Origin of the sequence: Rhodococcus sp. MS13 (assembly GCF_013277835.1) — a bacterium.
In the GTDB taxonomy this organism is placed as follows: domain Bacteria; phylum Actinomycetota; class Actinomycetes; order Mycobacteriales; family Mycobacteriaceae; genus Rhodococcus_F; species Rhodococcus_F erythropolis.
Window position 1 is genome coordinate 175,694 of record NZ_VBTL01000008.1, and the last position, 16,138, is coordinate 191,831.

At 63.5% G+C, this 16,138-nt stretch carries 15 protein-coding genes; 9 read left to right on the forward strand and 6 right to left on the reverse strand.

Annotation, left to right across the window (positions count from 1 at the left end; genetic code table 11):
* Position 1 precedes the first annotated feature (1 nt).
* From FEZ59_RS17305 to FEZ59_RS17320, 4 genes are all read left to right on the forward strand, one after another.
* Positions 2-1,177: a sugar ABC transporter permease gene (locus tag FEZ59_RS17305; RefSeq protein WP_172932946.1), complete on the forward strand. Its 1,176-nt coding sequence runs from the start codon at positions 2-4 to the stop codon at positions 1,175-1,177.
* Entirely contained in the window at positions 1,174-2,010 is an 837-nt protein-coding gene (locus tag FEZ59_RS17310; protein ID WP_019746113.1) for a carbohydrate ABC transporter permease, read from the forward strand. The genes FEZ59_RS17305 and FEZ59_RS17310 overlap by 4 nt, the downstream gene beginning before the upstream one ends.
* 22 nt (positions 2,011-2,032) lie before the next feature.
* A complete protein-coding gene (locus tag FEZ59_RS17315; protein ID WP_019746112.1) occupies positions 2,033-2,242 on the forward strand; it encodes a hypothetical protein in 210 nt (69 codons plus the stop codon).
* A 112-nt stretch (positions 2,243-2,354) separates the two neighbouring features.
* A complete protein-coding gene (locus FEZ59_RS17320; protein ID WP_041815441.1) occupies positions 2,355-4,544 on the forward strand; it encodes a transglycosylase domain-containing protein in 2,190 nt (729 codons plus the stop codon).
* A 24-nt stretch (positions 4,545-4,568) separates the two neighbouring features.
* On the opposite strand, the gene FEZ59_RS17325 is transcribed toward FEZ59_RS17320, so the two are convergent.
* Both FEZ59_RS17325 and FEZ59_RS17330 read right to left on the reverse strand, forming a co-directional pair.
* The gene (locus tag FEZ59_RS17325) at positions 4,569-5,867 is read right to left on the reverse strand and encodes a hypothetical protein (RefSeq protein WP_021334410.1); all 1,299 of its coding nucleotides are present in this window, start codon (positions 5,865-5,867) and stop codon (positions 4,569-4,571) included.
* Positions 5,868-6,009: 142 nt separating this feature from the next.
* A complete protein-coding gene (locus FEZ59_RS17330) occupies positions 6,010-7,068 on the reverse strand; it encodes an SDR family oxidoreductase (protein WP_021334411.1) in 1,059 nt (352 codons plus the stop codon).
* 91 nt (positions 7,069-7,159) lie between these two features.
* Between FEZ59_RS17330 and FEZ59_RS17335 the strand changes: the two genes are divergently transcribed.
* Positions 7,160-7,471, forward strand: coding sequence for a metalloregulator ArsR/SmtB family transcription factor (locus tag FEZ59_RS17335; protein ID WP_007735219.1), 312 nt, complete (start codon positions 7,160-7,162; stop codon positions 7,469-7,471).
* A 150-nt stretch (positions 7,472-7,621) separates the two neighbouring features.
* Positions 7,622-9,013, forward strand: coding sequence for an amidase (locus tag FEZ59_RS17340; RefSeq protein ID WP_021334412.1), 1,392 nt, complete (start codon positions 7,622-7,624; stop codon positions 9,011-9,013).
* On the opposite strand, the gene FEZ59_RS17345 is transcribed toward FEZ59_RS17340, so the two are convergent.
* Positions 9,005-9,736, reverse strand: coding sequence for a hypothetical protein (locus FEZ59_RS17345; protein WP_020909757.1), 732 nt, complete (start codon positions 9,734-9,736; stop codon positions 9,005-9,007). The two genes, FEZ59_RS17340 and FEZ59_RS17345, sit on opposite strands and share 9 nt — an antisense overlap.
* A 115-nt stretch (positions 9,737-9,851) precedes the next feature.
* Between FEZ59_RS17345 and FEZ59_RS17350 the strand changes: the two genes are divergently transcribed.
* A complete protein-coding gene (locus FEZ59_RS17350) occupies positions 9,852-10,397 on the forward strand; it encodes a hypothetical protein (protein WP_020909756.1) in 546 nt (181 codons plus the stop codon).
* On the opposite strand, the gene FEZ59_RS17355 is transcribed toward FEZ59_RS17350, so the two are convergent.
* From FEZ59_RS17355 to FEZ59_RS17365, 3 genes are read right to left on the reverse strand one after another with little or no spacing between them, the layout of a single operon-like run.
* Positions 10,365-11,024, reverse strand: a complete 660-nt coding sequence (locus tag FEZ59_RS17355) for an enoyl-CoA hydratase-related protein (protein WP_020909755.1) — start codon at positions 11,022-11,024, stop codon at positions 10,365-10,367. The genes FEZ59_RS17350 and FEZ59_RS17355 overlap by 33 nt on opposite strands.
* Complete coding sequence (locus FEZ59_RS17360; RefSeq protein ID WP_020909754.1) at positions 11,021-11,680, reverse strand: helix-turn-helix domain-containing protein; 660 nt, start codon at positions 11,678-11,680, stop codon at positions 11,021-11,023. Before FEZ59_RS17360 ends, FEZ59_RS17355 begins: the two co-directional genes overlap by 4 nt.
* Before the next feature lie 43 nt (positions 11,681-11,723).
* Positions 11,724-12,911 (reverse strand): CoA transferase, encoded by a 1,188-nt coding sequence (locus FEZ59_RS17365; RefSeq protein ID WP_020909753.1) that lies wholly within the window; start codon positions 12,909-12,911, stop codon positions 11,724-11,726.
* Between the two features lie 282 nt (positions 12,912-13,193).
* Between FEZ59_RS17365 and FEZ59_RS17370 the strand changes: the two genes are divergently transcribed.
* Complete coding sequence (locus FEZ59_RS17370) at positions 13,194-14,309, forward strand: XdhC family protein (RefSeq protein ID WP_007735213.1); 1,116 nt, start codon at positions 13,194-13,196, stop codon at positions 14,307-14,309.
* Between the two features lie 102 nt (positions 14,310-14,411).
* Positions 14,412-16,055, forward strand: a complete 1,644-nt coding sequence (locus tag FEZ59_RS17375; RefSeq protein ID WP_019746100.1) for a PucR family transcriptional regulator — start codon at positions 14,412-14,414, stop codon at positions 16,053-16,055.
* The last annotated feature ends 83 nt before the right edge of the window (positions 16,056-16,138 follow it).

Genomic DNA, 16,138 nt, shown 5'->3' on the forward strand with positions numbered 1-16,138 from the left:
AATGGCAGAACCGCAGGATCCTTCCGCGGCTGTGCCTACCAACCCCACGGTCGGGGCCGGTTCAACCGGTCCCGACCGTTCGGGCGTTGGTGGGAGACACCGTGCACCGGAACCGCTAGAAGAGCCGTCGGCATCCGAGGCAGCAGGGACATCCCTGACCAAGGTTCTGCCTGACCTTGCAGCTACCCCACCCCCACCGACCTCGCCCCCGCATGCGTCGGCCGACAAGCCGAAGAAGCGTCGACGAGTTCCGGTGTGGGCGTTCGTCGCACCGTCGCTGATCGTTCTCGCCGTCATCATTCTGTATCCGCTCGGACGAGCGATCTGGATGTCGATGCACAGCGACGGCAAGAAGCTCGACCCCGAGACCGGCATGTTCGTCACCGGTCAGTTCACGTGGTTCGAGAACTACAAGAACTGGATCACCCAGTCCTGCAACACCGCCAACGGCTCGATTCCCTGCCCGCCCGGCACGCTCGGATCGCAGTTCTGGCAGTCGATCGGAAATACGTTCGGCTTCACCGTCGTCACCGTCCTGCTCGAGACGGTGATCGGTCTGTCGATGGCGCTGATCATGGCCAAGACGTTCCGCGGCCGCGGTTTGCTCCGCGCTTCCGTGCTGATTCCCTGGGCCATCCCCACCGCCGTCACCGCGAAGCTGTGGTTCTTCATCTTCGCGAACGACGGCATTGCCAACAAGATCCTCGGCACCAACATTCTGTGGACGGCCGATCCCTGGCCCGCGCGCTTCGCGATCGTCGTCGCCGACGTCTGGAAGACCGCGCCGTTCATGGCGTTGCTGATTCTCGCGGGTCTGCAGATGATTCCCGCCGACGTCTACGAGGCCGCCAAGGTCGACGGCGCGACGGCCTGGCAGCGATTCCGCATGATCACGCTTCCGCTGGTCAAGCCCGCACTCATGGTGGCGGTGCTCTTCCGCACGATGGACGCGCTGCGCATGTACGACCTGCCCGCGATCATGATGGGATCCAATCCCGCCACCTCCACCATCTCGGTTCTGGTGGTCGATCAGATGCGCGTCGGCGCTAATTCGGCTTCGGCCCTGTCCACCATCACGTTCCTCATCATCTTCGCTGTGGCCTTCATCCTGGTCCGATTCCTCGGAGCCAATGCGGTCAGCACGCAGGAAAAGCAGCGGAAGGGGGAGCCGGTATGAACAAGGCACTACGCGGCAAGATCGGCACCTACATCGGCGTCGTACTGATCATCGTGTGGGGACTCGCTCCCTGCTACTGGATGATCGTGACGGCGTTGCGCGACCCGGCTGACACGTTCTCGACGTCGCTGTGGCCCACCAATCTCACGCTGTCCAACTTCACCGCGGCGCTCGATCCCGACGCGAAGGTGAACTTCACCCGGGCACTGATGAACAGCCTCATCATCGCGGGCGCGACCACGCTGATCGCCTTGGTCATCGGTGTGTTCACCGCCTACGCGCTCTCGCGATTCGATTTCCGTGGCAAATACTTCGTCACCGGAATCATCCTCGGCGCGTCCATGTTTCCGGTCGTCGCCCTCGTGACCCCGCTGTTCCAGTTGTTCACCGACATCGGCTGGATCGGCAGCTACAAAGCGCTGATCATCCCGAACATCTCGTTCGTGCTGCCGCTGACGGTCTACACGCTGACGTCGTTCTTCTCCGAACTTCCGTGGGAGCTCGAAGAAGCGGCGCGTATCGACGGCGCCACCCGTGGCCAGGCCTTCCGTCTGATCATGCTGCCCCTCGCTGCGCCGGCACTGTTCACCACCGCGATTTTGGCTTTCATCGCAACGGTCAACGAGTACCTGCTTTCGCTGCAACTCTCGAGTGACAAAACCGCGCCCGTCACGGTGGCGATGGCCAAATTCTCCGGAACCGACCCATTCGTCACGCCGTACACCTCGATCATGGCCGGCGGAACCCTTGTGATGATCCCGCTGGTCATCATGGTTCTCATCTTCCAGCGACGCATCATCGCCGGTCTGACCGCAGGCGGCGTCAAGTCGTGATGCGCGCCTGCGCGCGGTTTCGATGAGGCGGGCTTCGCGCGCCCAGCGCATGGAGCTGATCGCCGGCTTCATCTCGGTCTTCGCCCTCATGGCGTTGATCGGCGCTGTGGTCGCGATCGTCAAGGGCGACCCCGGCGTGATGCCGTCTTTGGTGCTGCTCGGTTGCGTCGTCGCTCTCGGGCTGGCGTTCCGCGGATATCGGAACGCGGTCCGAGCAGAACGTCGCGAGTAGCCAGCCCGGTAGGGTGACATTTCGGTATCGCAGTTGCCGGGAGTTATCTGATCGAGATATCACCCTGGTGGAATGGTGCCGGTAAGTCCGGATCCACGACCGGGAGTGTTGAGTGAGTCCATCGAACAGATCGAGTGCGACGGGTGGCGATCAGTCGTCGGCTCGATCGGGCAAGTCGGCTAATTCCCCACGGTCGAGCAAGTCGGCCAAGCCGGAGAAGAAGCAGCGCTCCAAGTGGCGGTACGTCCGGCGGACCATCTACGTTCTCGTGCTCCTGATGATCATCGTGCCTGCGTCGGTTTTTGCTGTCGCGTACAGCCGGACCGACGTCCCGCGCCCCTCGGACATGCAGACCAATCAGGTGTCCACCATCTACATGGCCGACGGCACGACCGTGCTCGGCAAGGTGGTGCCGGCGGAGGGAAACCGCACCGAGGTCGCGTTGTCGGCCATCCCGATTCACGTCCGCGATTCGGTGCTCTCGGCGGAGGATCGCAACTTCTACACCAACCCCGGCTTCTCGATCTCCGGATTTGCTCGCGCTGCCCGAGACAACGTGATGGGCAAGGAAAGCGCCGGCGGTGGCTCGACGATCACTCAGCAATACGTGAAGAACGTCTTGGTCGGTGACAAGCGCAGTATCGACAGGAAGCTGCGTGAGCTTGTCATCTCCGCCAAGATGGCGCGCGAATGGTCCAAGGACGACATCCTTGCCGCGTATCTCAACACCATCTACTTCGGTCGCGGTGCCTACGGTATCGCCGCCGCGTCGAACGCGTACTTCGACAAGCCGGTCAGTGAGCTGAGCGTCGAGGAAGGCGCAGTTCTCGCTTCCGTCATCCAGAGCCCGTCGTTCCTGGACCCCGAGACCAATCTGTCCGCACTGCAAGCGCGCTGGGACTACGTTCTCAACGGCATGGTGGAACTGGGCAGCCTGACCAAGACTGATCGCGACGCGATGCAGTTCCCGGCTGTCGCCCCCGCCAATCGGCCGACCGATCTGAACCAGGCGCCCGGACCCGAAGGCCACATCAAGACTCAGGTACTCAAGGAACTGGCCGAGGCCGGTATCAGCGACCAGACGCTGAACACCGCTGGTCTGCAAATCACGACAACCATCGACCCGGTTGCGCAGGAAGCTGCGCTGGGCGCCGTCAAGCGGAATCTCGACGGTGAACCCGAAGACCTGCGGACCGCAGTAGTGTCCATCGACCCCAAGACCGGTGGCGTCGACGCCTATTACGGCGGTGACGACGGAGCGGGATTCGACTACGCCCAGGCGCCGCTGCAGACCGGTTCAGCGTTCAAGGTCTTCGGCCTGGTCGCAGCATTGATGGAAGACATTCCGCTGTCCGCACGGTTCGACAGTTCACCGCTCACGATCAACGGTGTGACCATCGGAAACGTCGGCGGCGAATCCTGTGGTCGATGCACCATCGCCGAGGCACTCAAGCGTTCGCTGAACACCAGCTTCTACCGGTTGATGCTCTCGATGGAGAACGGTGCCCAGAAGATCGCCGACGCCGCCCATCTGGCCGGCATCCCCGAACAGATTCCCGGACTCGACTACCCGACGCTCACACAGGAGGGTGGCCCGCCGGAGAACGGAATCGTGCTCGGCCAGTATCAGTCTCGTGTTATCGACATGGCATCCGCGTACGCGACGCTCGCCAACTCCGGTGTGTACCAGCAGCCGCACTTCATCCAGAAGGTCGTGACGGCCGAAGGTGAAGTCCTGCTCGATCGTCCGGTCTCTCCCGGTGAGCGTCGTCTCGATGCTGCCGTTGCCGACAACATCACGCAGGCAATGCTGCCGATCGCGTCGTACTCGAACGGTCACGCGCTCGCCGGTGGACGCCCGTCTGCTGCCAAGACCGGTACCGCGCAGTTGGGTGACACGGGGCAGAACAAGGATGCGTGGATGGTCGGTTACACGCCGTCGCTGTCCACCGCGGTGTGGATCGGAACTTCCGACGCGCAGGCCATCACCAACTCCTACGGCGGTTTGATCTACGGCTCCGGAGTGCCTGCCGACATCTGGAAGAGCACGATGGACGGCGCGCTGAAGGGATCCGACTGGGAGAGCTTCCCGTGGCCCGATCCCATCGGCGGGCAGGCCGGCGTTCCCGCCAACTCCGGTGTGACCTCGGGTGACGGGACGGGCACGCCCACGACGGGCGCGGCCGCTCCCCCAGCGCCCATCGAGGTGCCCGGCCTGCCGCCGATCGAAGTGCCGCAGCTTCCCCAGTTGCCGCGTCAGATCGAGATCTTGCCTGGCATCGTCATCCCGCTACCGGGCTGAGCCGCAGCGCTCGATTTCCGGCGGTCAGGCCTGATCGTCGAAGAGGCCGAGCTGGGTCGGCGCTGCATCCTTGGCGGGAAGTACAACGACGCGCAGTCCGCGCCTGAGATTGCGGATCGCGTGCGTCCACGCGCGCTTTTCGCCCGCGCACAGGTCGGTGTCGTCGTCCTTGCGCCGGATGGACTCGGTCAACGCCTCGTGCCAGGCCGTCTCCTGCTCCTGGCTGATCCTCAGGTAGTCGAGAATGGTGTCGCGGTCGTGCTCACAGATCACGGCAACCTCTTCGGCGCTGAGCTCGCCCGTTCCGTCCGCGTCGAGTTCGAGGAGCGCCATGAGTGCCGGAGGAAATTCGTGGCACTCGTGTGATTCGTATTCGGCACCGGGATCTTCGTGCTCGGAGGCCATCCCGTCGTTGAAGGCGGTGTCTCCGGTAGCGCGAATGGGTTGCCCGCCCAGTTCTTCGGCGAGTTCGTCGGATGCTTCGGCCAATTCGGCGAACGAGCGCAGAGCCCGCAGGAGGTGCTCGGCGACGAAGGGTGCGCCGTCTACGCGGACCACGCCCAGCACACTCTGCTCGACGAGAATGAGTTTGATGGTCGGCCACTGCCGATTGAGCTGGGCGAGAACAACAGCAGCGTTATCGACGTTCTCCACCGAATGCACGACCCGCGAGAACACCTCCACGTACTCGTCGTCCTCGAGGACACGAACATAGGTGACCTGCTCACCGCGGACGAGCGGGATGTCGCCGTCGTCGTCACGCTTGGGTGGATGGCCGAGAAGGCGTTCGACGGCCCCGTCGACCAGGATCCGCAGCATGTCACCCGAACCCGAGGGAGCGTGCGACGGCGTCGTGGCGAACGCCGGCGTCGACTCGCGTCCACTGGTGCTGGCACGCAGGAACGACGGGTGCGCAAGGCTCCACATCTCGCGGAAGACACGCAACACCTTTGTCACCAGTTCCTCGGGACGAGTGCGGTCGACGTCGATGTAGAAGGACATGGACCCGTTGCCCTCGGGCTCGTGCTCGCACAGATCGGGAGCGCTGAACCCCATGTCGAGCAGCGCTGAATGGTCTTCCGGTTCGAGCATCCGCAGTGGATGCAGAAACCTGTTGGAAGGGACTTCACAGCGCACGGAGGTCTGGTTCCACGCGAAGAACTGGATGCACGCGGGTGCGTCTGCCAGTTCGTCCATGCTGTCGTAATGCGACTCCACCACGAGAGTGTCGTCGTCCTCCATCACGGAGATGTAGCGAGCGAGATGAGTCTCGAAAGTAGTCCAGGCACTCAGGATTTCCAGATCGAAAGTATTGTCCGACATCGTCGCTCCTCTGGTCCGGGGGGCGCATGGGGCCCTACCGACGACTCGCCGAAACCCCTGCTTTTCAAACCCCGCCTACGACGGTAGTCCCGGGGTCCGACAGTGACAGTGTTCGTAGGATCCGAAGTGACGATGTTCGTAGTCAGGGGATTATCTTCCGAGCCTGCAGATTGGCGAAGATGTCGAGGAACATCGCTTCGGTGTCGACGTGGCGGTGAAATCCGAACCGCCGAGCTTTCGATCCGTCAGCGAAAAAGTCGTAGTCCCATCCGAATACGAAGTCACCGAACCCCCAGGACGAGACATCGGAATACGGGGTCCGAGCAAGTTGGTGTTCCTCGACGAGTTCATCCCACACCGACTCCTTGTCCGCCATTGCGACATCGAGGGACATCGGGAGCGGAGGTGCGACGTCCATGTCGAAGAAGGCTGCGATCTTCGGCCACATCTCCTGCCAGCGAAACAGGTCGCCGTTGTTGATGTTGAACGCCTGATTTGCGCACTCGGGATTGGTCGCGGCCCAGACCGTTGCTTCGGCCAGGAGTCCGGCGTCGGTCATCTCGATCAAGCTGGTGTACGCGCCGGGTTTGCCGGGGAATCGGAGTGGGACACCCAGTTTCTTCGAGATGGTCGCGTAGACGGCGATGACCATCGCGAGGTTCATCGGGTTGCCCAACGCGAATCCGGAGACGACCGAGGGTCTGATCGCCGACCACGTCCACGACTTGCCGAGCTGCCTGCGTTCGAGGAACTGCTGTTGGTCGACGTTGAACTCGGGTGGCATGTGCGGTGGATCGCTCTCGCGGGCCGGAGTTTTGAACGGTCCGAGATGTGCCCCGTAAACCTTGTAGCCCTGCATCAGGCTGACGTGCTCGAGTCCGCCGGCAACGGGTTCGATGGCGTCGAGAGTGTTGACCAGCATCGCCAAGTTGGGCGGAACCAGCTCGGCCCATGTCGGGCGGTCTTGATAGGCGGCGTAGAAGACGTGGGTGACGTCGTGCAGTCCGCTCAGTGCCTCTGCAGTCCGGGAAGGATCGAGCAGGTCGACTGCGATGTGTTCGACCCGGTCGGTGTCCGTGCCGCCTCGGCGCGAGAGTCCGATGATCTTCCATTCGCCGGTTGATTCGAGGTGATCGATCAAGTTCCCACCGATCACACCTCGGGCTCCGACCACGAGTGCGACTTTATTGTGATGCACCATTTCAGCCTCCCATTGGAATATCGCGATGTTGCGATATAGGGAGTGAACCACATATATCGGCATTTCGCGATCTAGCGGTATGATCTCGAGCATGGAAGACGCAACAACCGAGTGGGAAACGGCGTTCAAGGCGCTGGCCAACCCGATGCGTGTACAAATCCTGCAGTGGTTGAAAGACCCCGGGAGCTTTCCCCCTCAGCTCGAGCCTGCCGAGGAGGTCGGAGTGTGCCTCAAGCACATTCAAGCGAGGGCGAAGGTGTCGCAATCGACTGCGTCTCAGTACATGGCCGCACTCCAGGCCGCGGATCTGGTCACCACCACACGAATCGGCCAGTGGAGGCATTACAAACGAAACGAGCAACAGATCGAGAAGCTTGCTGCATTCATCAGGCAGGGCTTGTAGGTACCAGCACCTGACCGATCCCTCCGGAACCGCGGACGTTGTGGCAAAACCTCACATCGCCGGAGCCGTCGGTATGTGCATTGTGGTCGTTTCTCGGGTTGCTTACTGTCCTTACGCTCGGCAGAGGAGTCCGGTGAGGAGAGGCGTGCGATGAGTCGTGAGAGCTGGGTGGGCCGTGATGCCCGATCCATCGCCGAGGCCGTGCGGTCGGGTCAGGCGTCGGCGCGGACCGTCGTCGAAGAACATCTCGCACGGGTCGACGAATGCAACGGCGAACTCAACGCACTGGTCACCGTGTGCGCCGAGGACGCGCGTGCGGCCGCAGACAGCCTGGACGAACGTCGCCTTCTCGGCGAGACACTCGGCCCACTTGCCGGGGTTCCGTTCACGGTCAAGGACTTGATCGCCACAGCCGGCGTGCGTACCACCGCCGGTTCTCGCACTCTGGCGGACAACGTCCCGGCCGTCGACGCCCCGGCCGTTGCGGCGTTCAAGGCTGCCGGCGCAATTCTGATCGGCAAGACCAACACCCCGGAATTCGGCGCGTGCGGCCTGACGCGCAACGAATTGTTCGGAACCACGGCCAGCCCGGTGCGACCGGACGGCGTCGTCCGGTCCCCCGGCGGATCGAGTGGCGGCGAGTCCGCGTCGGTTGCTGCCGGAATGAGCGTGCTCGGACTCGGTACGGATTTTGGTGGCTCGGTGCGTTGGCCCGCCCACTGCACCGGCCTCACTTCGGTTCGCCCGACGCTCGGCCGTATCGACCCGGAAGGGCAATACCCCGGCGTGCTTTCGGATGGACGGGTACTCGCCAATCCTGCGACGATGCATGGCACGATCCAGACCATCGGCCCACTGGCCCGCAACCTCGGTGATGCGACGCTTGCGCTGCGCGTCCTGTCGAAGCCGTATCTCGCGTGGACCGAGCCGGACTCGGTCGACGTCGAACACCTCGACATCCGCTGGGCACCCGGCGAAGGGACCATGCCTGTCGACGAAAAAATCCTGTCGGCGGTTCGCTCGGTGGCGAACAGCCTGGACGCGAGTGAGTACGACGGTCTGGCTCTGCCGCGGGCCAACGCGCTTTTCGGTGCGTTGCGATCGGTCGAGACCCACGCGGACATCCACTCTCTCGCCGCGGGTTCAGCGCACTCTTTCGACGCGGACATCACTGCCATGCTTGCCGCAGGCCATGATCGGAGTTCAGCCGAGGTGGAAGCGCTGTGGTCGGATCGTGCGATGTTGATCGCCGACTTCCTCGGCGAGATGGGCGACGTGCTGATTCTGCCGGTTGCGTCGGTGCTCGCTCCGCCGCTCGGTGTGGAGAGCTTCGAGGTGGGCGGTCGTGAACTCACGTGGATGGACGCGCTCGCGAGTTGCCGGGCGATCAGTGTGCTCGGCCTTCCGTCGGTCGTGGTTCCGGTAGGACTCTCCCGCAACGGTTTACCGATCGGAGTGCAGGTGGTGGCGCGACCGTTCCACGAGCATGTTGCGCTGTCCGTGGCGGCGCGAATCACGTCGAATGCGCAAGCTCTAGTCTGACTTCCATCTTTCGGTTTCGGCTGCGAAACGTGTTGCGTACGAGTCGGCCAGGTCGTGAAGCGTGGTGACGCAGTCGCCGTAGTACGTCGGTGCATGCATGGTAGCCAGAATCCGCGGCTCGAGGTCGGCCAGGGCGCGGATCGTGGGTTCGAGATCCGGGGTGAGGCAGGTGGCGTGGCCCAAGTCCTCGGCTTCCAAAGCGGGACCGACGATTTCGTGCTCGGTAGTCGCGGGGTGGTGCCCGAACGCAGTGAAGAGATCTCCGCAGAACAGCGTGGACGTCGTCTCCTCGAACATCAGGCCCGCGTCCCAACCGTGCGGGACGTGCGGGGTGTCGATGTGGCGAACGCGGCGCCTGCCGGTTTCGAGTACGTCGCCGTCCTGCAAGGGAAGTGGCGCCCGATCGGCCAGATCGTTGACCTGAACGAAGCACCCCATCGCGCCGTGCGCCACTTGTGCTTCGGGGGCCGCCGCAAGCCAGGAGTTCATGGACCCGCACTCGTCGGCCTCGACGTGACCGAACGTGATCCATTTCAGACGGTCGATGTCGATCAGCGTGGAGAGTGCGTCGGAAGCCGAGGTGAACAACGCTCGCTGCCCGGTGTGGAAGAGCAAGGGTTCCTCGCCGTCGACGAGAAACTGGTTCATCGTGAGGTTCGCTTCGTCCACGAAGGTCGACAGTCGGTAGATGTCCGGCGCGATTTCGGTGATCGTGGTGGTCATCGCTGTGCTCCGATCAGGGCTGTTGTGCACGTCAATCTGTCTTCTCCAGCCTTCTCGCCGCCCCACGCCTGCACAAGGCTCTGGACATGCTCACGGCTCTGGAATAGTGGAGGACGTGTTCGTACTACTGCTGACAGGCCCGCCGGGCGCGGGGAAGAGTTCCGTGCTGACCGCGCTTCACGATCGACTCGGCGAGGCCGGGGTGAGCAACGCGATGATCGAGGTGGACGAACTCGAGCGGTGCTACCCGCCGCTGGGAACCGAGCGGGCAATCGCACACGTCGGGATGTTGTGCGCGTCGTACCGGGAAGCGGGGTATGAACTCCTGTTCCTCACGGCGACCGTCGAAGACGACGACTACGGGCATGCCTTGCTGGCCGCGACCGGCGCCGAGGGGCACCTGCTGGCGCGCCTCGAGGCCGATCCGGATACGTTGCGCACCAGAATCGTCGAACGTGAACCGGCCGGCTGGGCCGGGTTGGACGATCTGGTGGAAGCGTCACAACTGCTGGCCGGTTCGATGCCGACGCTCAGTGGGGTCGACGTGGTTCTGAGCACAGAAGGCCGCGATCCCGAAAGTGTTGCCGATGATCTGGAAGCGGCTCTGCGAGAACGCAGTCCAGCGCTCTTAGCCGTCGGTGTTCAGAGCAGTGACCACTGAAGCGAACATCGTCGATTTGATTGCCCCAAGTGTGCCCGCATTCTTCGGGCCGATCGGCGCAACCATTTCGATGGCCTTCGCGGTCAAAGCATCGACGGAAGCTGTGAAGTCCACCAAACCGGCTGCGAATGCGTCACTTCCGCCGTATCGCCGCCCCGTGGTCATGGCGACGATTGCCGACGCCGGGCTGAGCTTGGCCTGGATGAGAGCTGCCATTCCTTCGGTGAAGGGGATGTTGATGTCCACCTCCGGGAAGCAGTAGTAGCCGCGATCATCGCGCATGACGCGGTAATCGTGCGCGATGCCGAGCATGGCGCCCGCTCCGAAGGCGTGGCCGTTGATCGCCGCGACGGTGGGCATGGGGAACGTCAGCATCCGGGCGAACAGCGACTGCACCTGCTGCACATACCACTTCGCCTTGTCGCCGTTCGCGCCCAGCCAGTCGAGGTCGAGTCCGTTGGAGTAGAACTTGCCCGTCGCCGTGGTGACCAGGGCGTGTGCGCCTTCGCTCAGAGCCTGGTCGAGTAGCTGGTCGACGGAATCGAGCCAATCTGGCGAGAATCGATTCTCGTCCTCGCCGAGATCGAGAACGGCGATCTTGTCTTCGAAGCGCAGAGTTGCGGTCATGATTGGCCTTTCCTGTTGCGGGGCTTGGGCAGTGGTGGGTCGAGATGCAGAACCGCTCGAACGGCGGCATCCAACCGCGCGCGTGCTGCGGCGTCGGGGACTCGCCAACCGTCGGCGCGTTTGGCGGGATGAATGAGCAGCCCGGTAGGCAGGCCGACAACACAGGCTTCGATTGCTTCGACGGCTCGGCCGTCCTTGCGGCCCCAGAGCGCGGTCGACAACCGGATGAACAACTCGACCAGAGACCGGTCGAGTTGTGTGAGTTTCTCGGCGATGTCGGCAGGGACGTCGGTGCCGAGCAGTTCGTCGCGCTGAATCGTCAGCAGCAGCAACGCGGATTGTGGGTAGTCGAGCGCGAAGACGGCCGGAACTTCGGCGGCTGCGACGACGGCGGAAACCGCGGAGGTCGGCGCGGGGTCCGTGAGAGCGTCGTCCACTCTCGATTGCTGAAGCGCGAGAAATCGTTGCGCGGCACGCAGCCACGCGCTACCGACCAGTCCACTGCGAGAGCCGAATGCGTGATAGATCGCCCCGTTGGATACACCGGTGGCGTCGGAGACCGCCCTGACCGTGACAGCGCTCGGCCCGGCAGTGGCGGCAAGTTTTTCGGCAGCGTCGAGCAGGGTGTCGAGGTCGTGGACGCGTGGCCGAGGCATGAACGCACAGTAACAGAGCGTCCGCTCTGTTACTAGTGTGCGGTCAGATCACCGAATTTGCGCGAAGATCCTCGATCTCCTCCGGGCGCAGGCCGAAGTCGGTGAGTACGTCGTCGGCGTCACCGCCGAGAGTCATGGGTGGCGCATTCCTGACGGGAAGGGTCTTGCCGTCCACCCAGAACGGTCCGCGGACAACGGGAATCGATGTTCCGTCGGCGCTCTGGGTCTGCTCGACCATCTGCAATGCCTCGACCTGCGGGTCGGAGAACACCTGATCGATCGAATGAATCGGGCCGCAGGGGATTCCGGCACCGCGGATCTCGGCGATCCACTGTGCGGCGCCCTTCGTGGTCAGTAGGTCCTCGAGTTCTTTGGTCAGTTGGTCTCGGTGCGCCAAACGTTCTTTACCCGTGGCATATTCGGCACGGAAGGCGAGATCGGGGTCGCCGATAACCGAGCACAGCGCGATCCAGTGCTTGTCCGAGCCGGTGGCAATGTTGATCGGGAAGTCGGCAGTGTCGAAAGCGCCGTACGGCGTGATCGTCGGGTGCGTATTGCCGTTCGGCGTCGACACCCGCCCGGTGCTCAGGTAGTCCTGCGCCTGGAAGGTCATGATCGAGATCGCGGATTCCAGCAACGAGGTCTGCACGCGGTGCCCACGACCGTCGCGTCCGCGCGAAGCCAACGCCGCCGTGATACCCAGCGCCGCGTAGATGCCCGAGACCGTGTCGATGATGGGGATACCGACCCGCATCGGGGTCTGTTCCCCGGCGCCGGTGACCGACATCAACCCGGACATGCCCTGGGCCACCTGATCGAGTCCGGGCGCGAACTGGTCCGGGCCCACCGGGCCGAAACCACTGATGCTCATCACGACGAGACCCGGATTCTCCTGCTCGAGCGAATCGGGATCGAGCCCCATGTCGGCCAGCACTCCCGGACGGAAGTTCTCGACCAGCACATCCGCGTCGAGGGCCAGGCTGCGAAGCAGTTTCCGCCCGCGGTCACTGCGCATGTCGATGGCGATCGACCTCTTGCCGCGGTTCACGGAAGCGAAGTAGAGGCTTCGATCGCCGTCGAACGGCGGCCACTGACGCGAACTGTCGCCGGAGCCACGGGTTTCGACCTTGACCACGTCGGCGCCGAAGTCCGAGAGCAGCGACGTGCACAGAGGGCCCGCGAGAGCGCGGGTGAGGTCGAGAACTTTGATACCGCTGAGCAATTGGTCCATGGGAGAAACCTCGGTTCTGTGGTGTGCAACGTCGCCCACTCGATCCGTCGCACCATCTGCGTGAATTACCGCTGCAGTGATCGTCGGAGAGGGGAAGAATGAAGGTCAGGCCTGCTTTCGGCTGGGCTCGGTGACAACACTGGTCGAGAGCGCACGGTGATGCGACGGCGACATTGCACAACTGCAGGGCCCGGATTTAGGCGCATTGTGTGACAGGCAGGATTGCGGTGGGCCGATACCGTGAACTCTCTACGGACGGCGATGCAAGCGGGAGGCGAGGCGATGCGCGACATTTCCACTCAGCTGGCGCAGTGGCACGCCCGCGGCGAGGATTTTGCACTGGCGACGGTTGTCCGTACCTGGCGATCCTCACCGCGCATGCCCGGTGCTTCGATGGCCGTCTCACGCTCCGGGGAGGTAGTCGGCAGCGTCTCGGGCGGGTGTATCGAGAGTGCACTGTACGAGATCGCCCAGGAGGTTCTCGCCGACGGCACCAGTCGCGTCGAGGTCTTCAGCGTCTCCGACGACGACGCCATCGGAGTAGGTCTGACCTGCGGCGGAACCATCGAAGTGTTCGTCCAGGCCGTCGGAGCCGATTTCGTCGAGTTCGGTCAGGTCTGTGAACGGATCGAAGCCGATACGCCCGTCGTCGTGGTCACCGAAGTGCGTCCGGGAGCGCCGGCGCGGCACCTCGTCGTCGAGCACGGCCGACGAAGCGGGGATCTGGATGCCACGGAGGACGAGGTCTCCATCCTGTTGCGCACGATGGACACCGGTGAGTCCGTAGCCTTTGTCGCGCCGGCGGGAACCCTCATCGATTCGCAGCACGACCTGCTGGTCGAGATCTTCGCGCCACTACCGCGGATGTACGTGTTCGGGGCCATCGACTTCGCGGCATCGATGTGTACGTTGGGCGCCTTTGCGGGTTACCGAGTGACCGTCGTGGACGCACGGCCGGTCTTCGCGACACGGGCGCGCTTTCCCGACGCCCACGATCTGGTCGTGATGTGGCCACACAAGTTCCTCGAAACCGCACCGATCGACAACAAAACCGTCCTGGCCGTGCTCACGCACGACGAGAAGTTCGACATCCCCTTGCTCGAGATCGCTCTGCGTTCGCCGGCTGCATACGTCGGCGCGATGGGAAGTCGTGCGACGCATGAGCGTCGGGTGGCGCTGTTGAAGGAGCGAGGCGTTACCGACGCCGAGTTGGGGCGTCTGCACTCACCGATCGGGTTGGATCTCGGCGCCAGGACGCCGGAGGAGACTGCAGTGTCGATCCTCGCCGAGATGACCAAGACCCTGCGCAATGCATCCGGTTTGGAACTGCGGGATCTGCAGGGGCCGATCCACCCGCCACCTCAGGAGAATCCGACCGCCCTGCATCGAACGGCCTGAGTCGACTGCGCTGAATTCGGACATCTTGTGTTCGGTGGGGATAGGATCGTTTCTTTCGTGAACCATCTTCCGTGATCCGAATGAAATCGAGGTGCCTGCCAAGTGGCAAACCCGGCCGTACCGGCATCCGAGGTGAATGCTGTTCTCTCCGAACTTCTTCGAACCCCGCTCCTTCCTGGTGTTCGAAAGGTCGCCGGCGGCTCCGAAGACCCGACGGTAGCCCGGGTGGGATTCATGGCGGTTCCGGACATCGGACCGTGGCTGCGACACGGACAGTTGCTGATCACCACGCCGGAAACCCTCGCCCGGGTCACCGAAACCTTCAAAGCATTTGTCGGACGGTTGTCGACGCGCGGAGTTGCAGCGCTCGCCGTCCAATTCGGAGCAGACGGGGACACTCTCGCGCCGGAACTGGTCGACGCGGCCGAAAGCGCCGGCTTCCCGCTCCTGGTTTTTCACGGTGCGTGCGATCACCCGGCGGCGAGAGACCGTGAGCAGACGGAGTCGGCCCAGATCGACGCCATGTTCGGGGCCGAGCGCTTGCGACGGCTGCTGGTCGACGTCGTGATGGGCGGCGGTGGCCTCCCACAATTGACCGAGGTCATCGCACGGGAGATGAAGGGCGCCGCCCTGATCACCACCTCGGACGGACGCGAGATCTGCCGCGCCGGGGATGCGGCGGAGCGCAAGCATCTGTCTGCCTGTCCCGCCGTCGATTCCACCGGTCGTCTGCGGACCGACACCGTCGAGGGCGGGTTGGGTCTGCACGAGTTCGACGGTCAATTCATCGCGGTGTCCGCGATTTCCGCCAATCACATCGATCACGGGCGTCTCGCGTTGTTCACCGGTGAGCGCGTGATGACGAGTTACGACCAGTACCTGGTCGAGCGAGCGGCGTCGGTGTGCGCGTTGGTCATCACCCGTGAGCAGGCCGTGGCGTCGGTGGAAGAACGCCATCGCGCCAACTTCGTTCACGATCTGCTCCTCGGCCGGGCCGGGGACCACGATCACGTTGTCTCCCACGCCAAGACGTTCGGTTGGGACTTCGATCGCCCGCTGGTGATCGTCTCGATCGAGCCGGACCCGATCGACGAACCGGCCTCTGCGGCGCCCGCTCGGCTGCCCGTCGTCGATCGCCAGGCGATGGCGTTCTCCGGGGCGATCGCCCACCGCGATCCCGGTGCGGCGGTGACCGCGCTGACGGGCGAGACGGTGATCGTCATGGGCGTCGGCACCGACACGATGGCATTGGTGCGGGACCTCGTCACGGTCGTTCGCGGTGAAGGTGGCGGCGGGAGAAGGCCGTTCAGTGTCGGGGTGTCCCGGCCGACAGCGGCGATCGACGCCGTCCCCGCGCTCTACAGTCAGGCGCGCACCGCACTGACCGTCGGACGCCGGATCTCCGGTCCGTGGACGGTGACTCAGTTCGACGATCTCGGTGTGTACAGACTGCTCAGTCTGGTCGAGGACGAAAACGAGCTGGAGACGTTCGCGCGGGAGACACTGCGGGAACTGACGGAGGAAACTGCCGAAGCGCAGGACATGCGCAAGACATTGGAAGTCTTGCTCGCGACCAACATCAACATCGCCGAGACAGCGCGCAAGCTCCACTTCCATTACAACACACTGCGTTACAGGGTCGTTAAGCTGGAGAAAATGCTTGGACCCTTCACGGCGCAACCCGAGCTACGGCTGGATCTGTCTCTAGCACTGAAGATAACCGCGATGCGCGGCATCAATCACTAATATTGCCAATCCGGGTCCGTGGGTTCTGGCAGATTGTCATCACGTCGATACCCCGGCGCTGTAATAGCGTTTCACTCCAGTCA

Bases quoted from the DNA above. Each gene is read 5' to 3' on its own strand.
- FEZ59_RS17305 (WP_172932946.1), top strand. From the start codon at position 2: ATGGCAGAACCGCAGGATCCTTCCGCGGCTGTGCCTACCAACCCCACG.
- FEZ59_RS17335 (WP_007735219.1), top strand. From the start codon at position 7,160: ATGGAAGACGCAACAACCGAGTGGGAAACGGCGTTCAAGGCGCTGGCC.
- FEZ59_RS17370 (WP_007735213.1), top strand. From the start codon at position 13,194: ATGCGCGACATTTCCACTCAGCTGGCGCAGTGGCACGCCCGCGGCGAG.
- FEZ59_RS17315 (WP_019746112.1), top strand. From the start codon at position 2,033: ATGAGGCGGGCTTCGCGCGCCCAGCGCATGGAGCTGATCGCCGGCTTC.
- FEZ59_RS17325 (WP_021334410.1), bottom strand. From the start codon at position 5,867: ATGTCGGACAATACTTTCGATCTGGAAATCCTGAGTGCCTGGACTACT.
- FEZ59_RS17360 (WP_020909754.1), bottom strand. From the start codon at position 11,680: ATGCCTCGGCCACGCGTCCACGACCTCGACACCCTGCTCGACGCTGCC.
- FEZ59_RS17355 (WP_020909755.1), bottom strand. From the start codon at position 11,024: ATGACCGCAACTCTGCGCTTCGAAGACAAGATCGCCGTTCTCGATCTC.
- FEZ59_RS17310 (WP_019746113.1), top strand. From the start codon at position 1,174: ATGAACAAGGCACTACGCGGCAAGATCGGCACCTACATCGGCGTCGTA.
- FEZ59_RS17330 (WP_021334411.1), bottom strand. From the start codon at position 7,068: ATGGTGCATCACAATAAAGTCGCACTCGTGGTCGGAGCCCGAGGTGTG.
- FEZ59_RS17345 (WP_020909757.1), bottom strand. From the start codon at position 9,736: ATGACCACCACGATCACCGAAATCGCGCCGGACATCTACCGACTGTCG.
- FEZ59_RS17340 (WP_021334412.1), top strand. From the start codon at position 7,622: ATGAGTCGTGAGAGCTGGGTGGGCCGTGATGCCCGATCCATCGCCGAG.
- FEZ59_RS17365 (WP_020909753.1), bottom strand. From the start codon at position 12,911: ATGGACCAATTGCTCAGCGGTATCAAAGTTCTCGACCTCACCCGCGCT.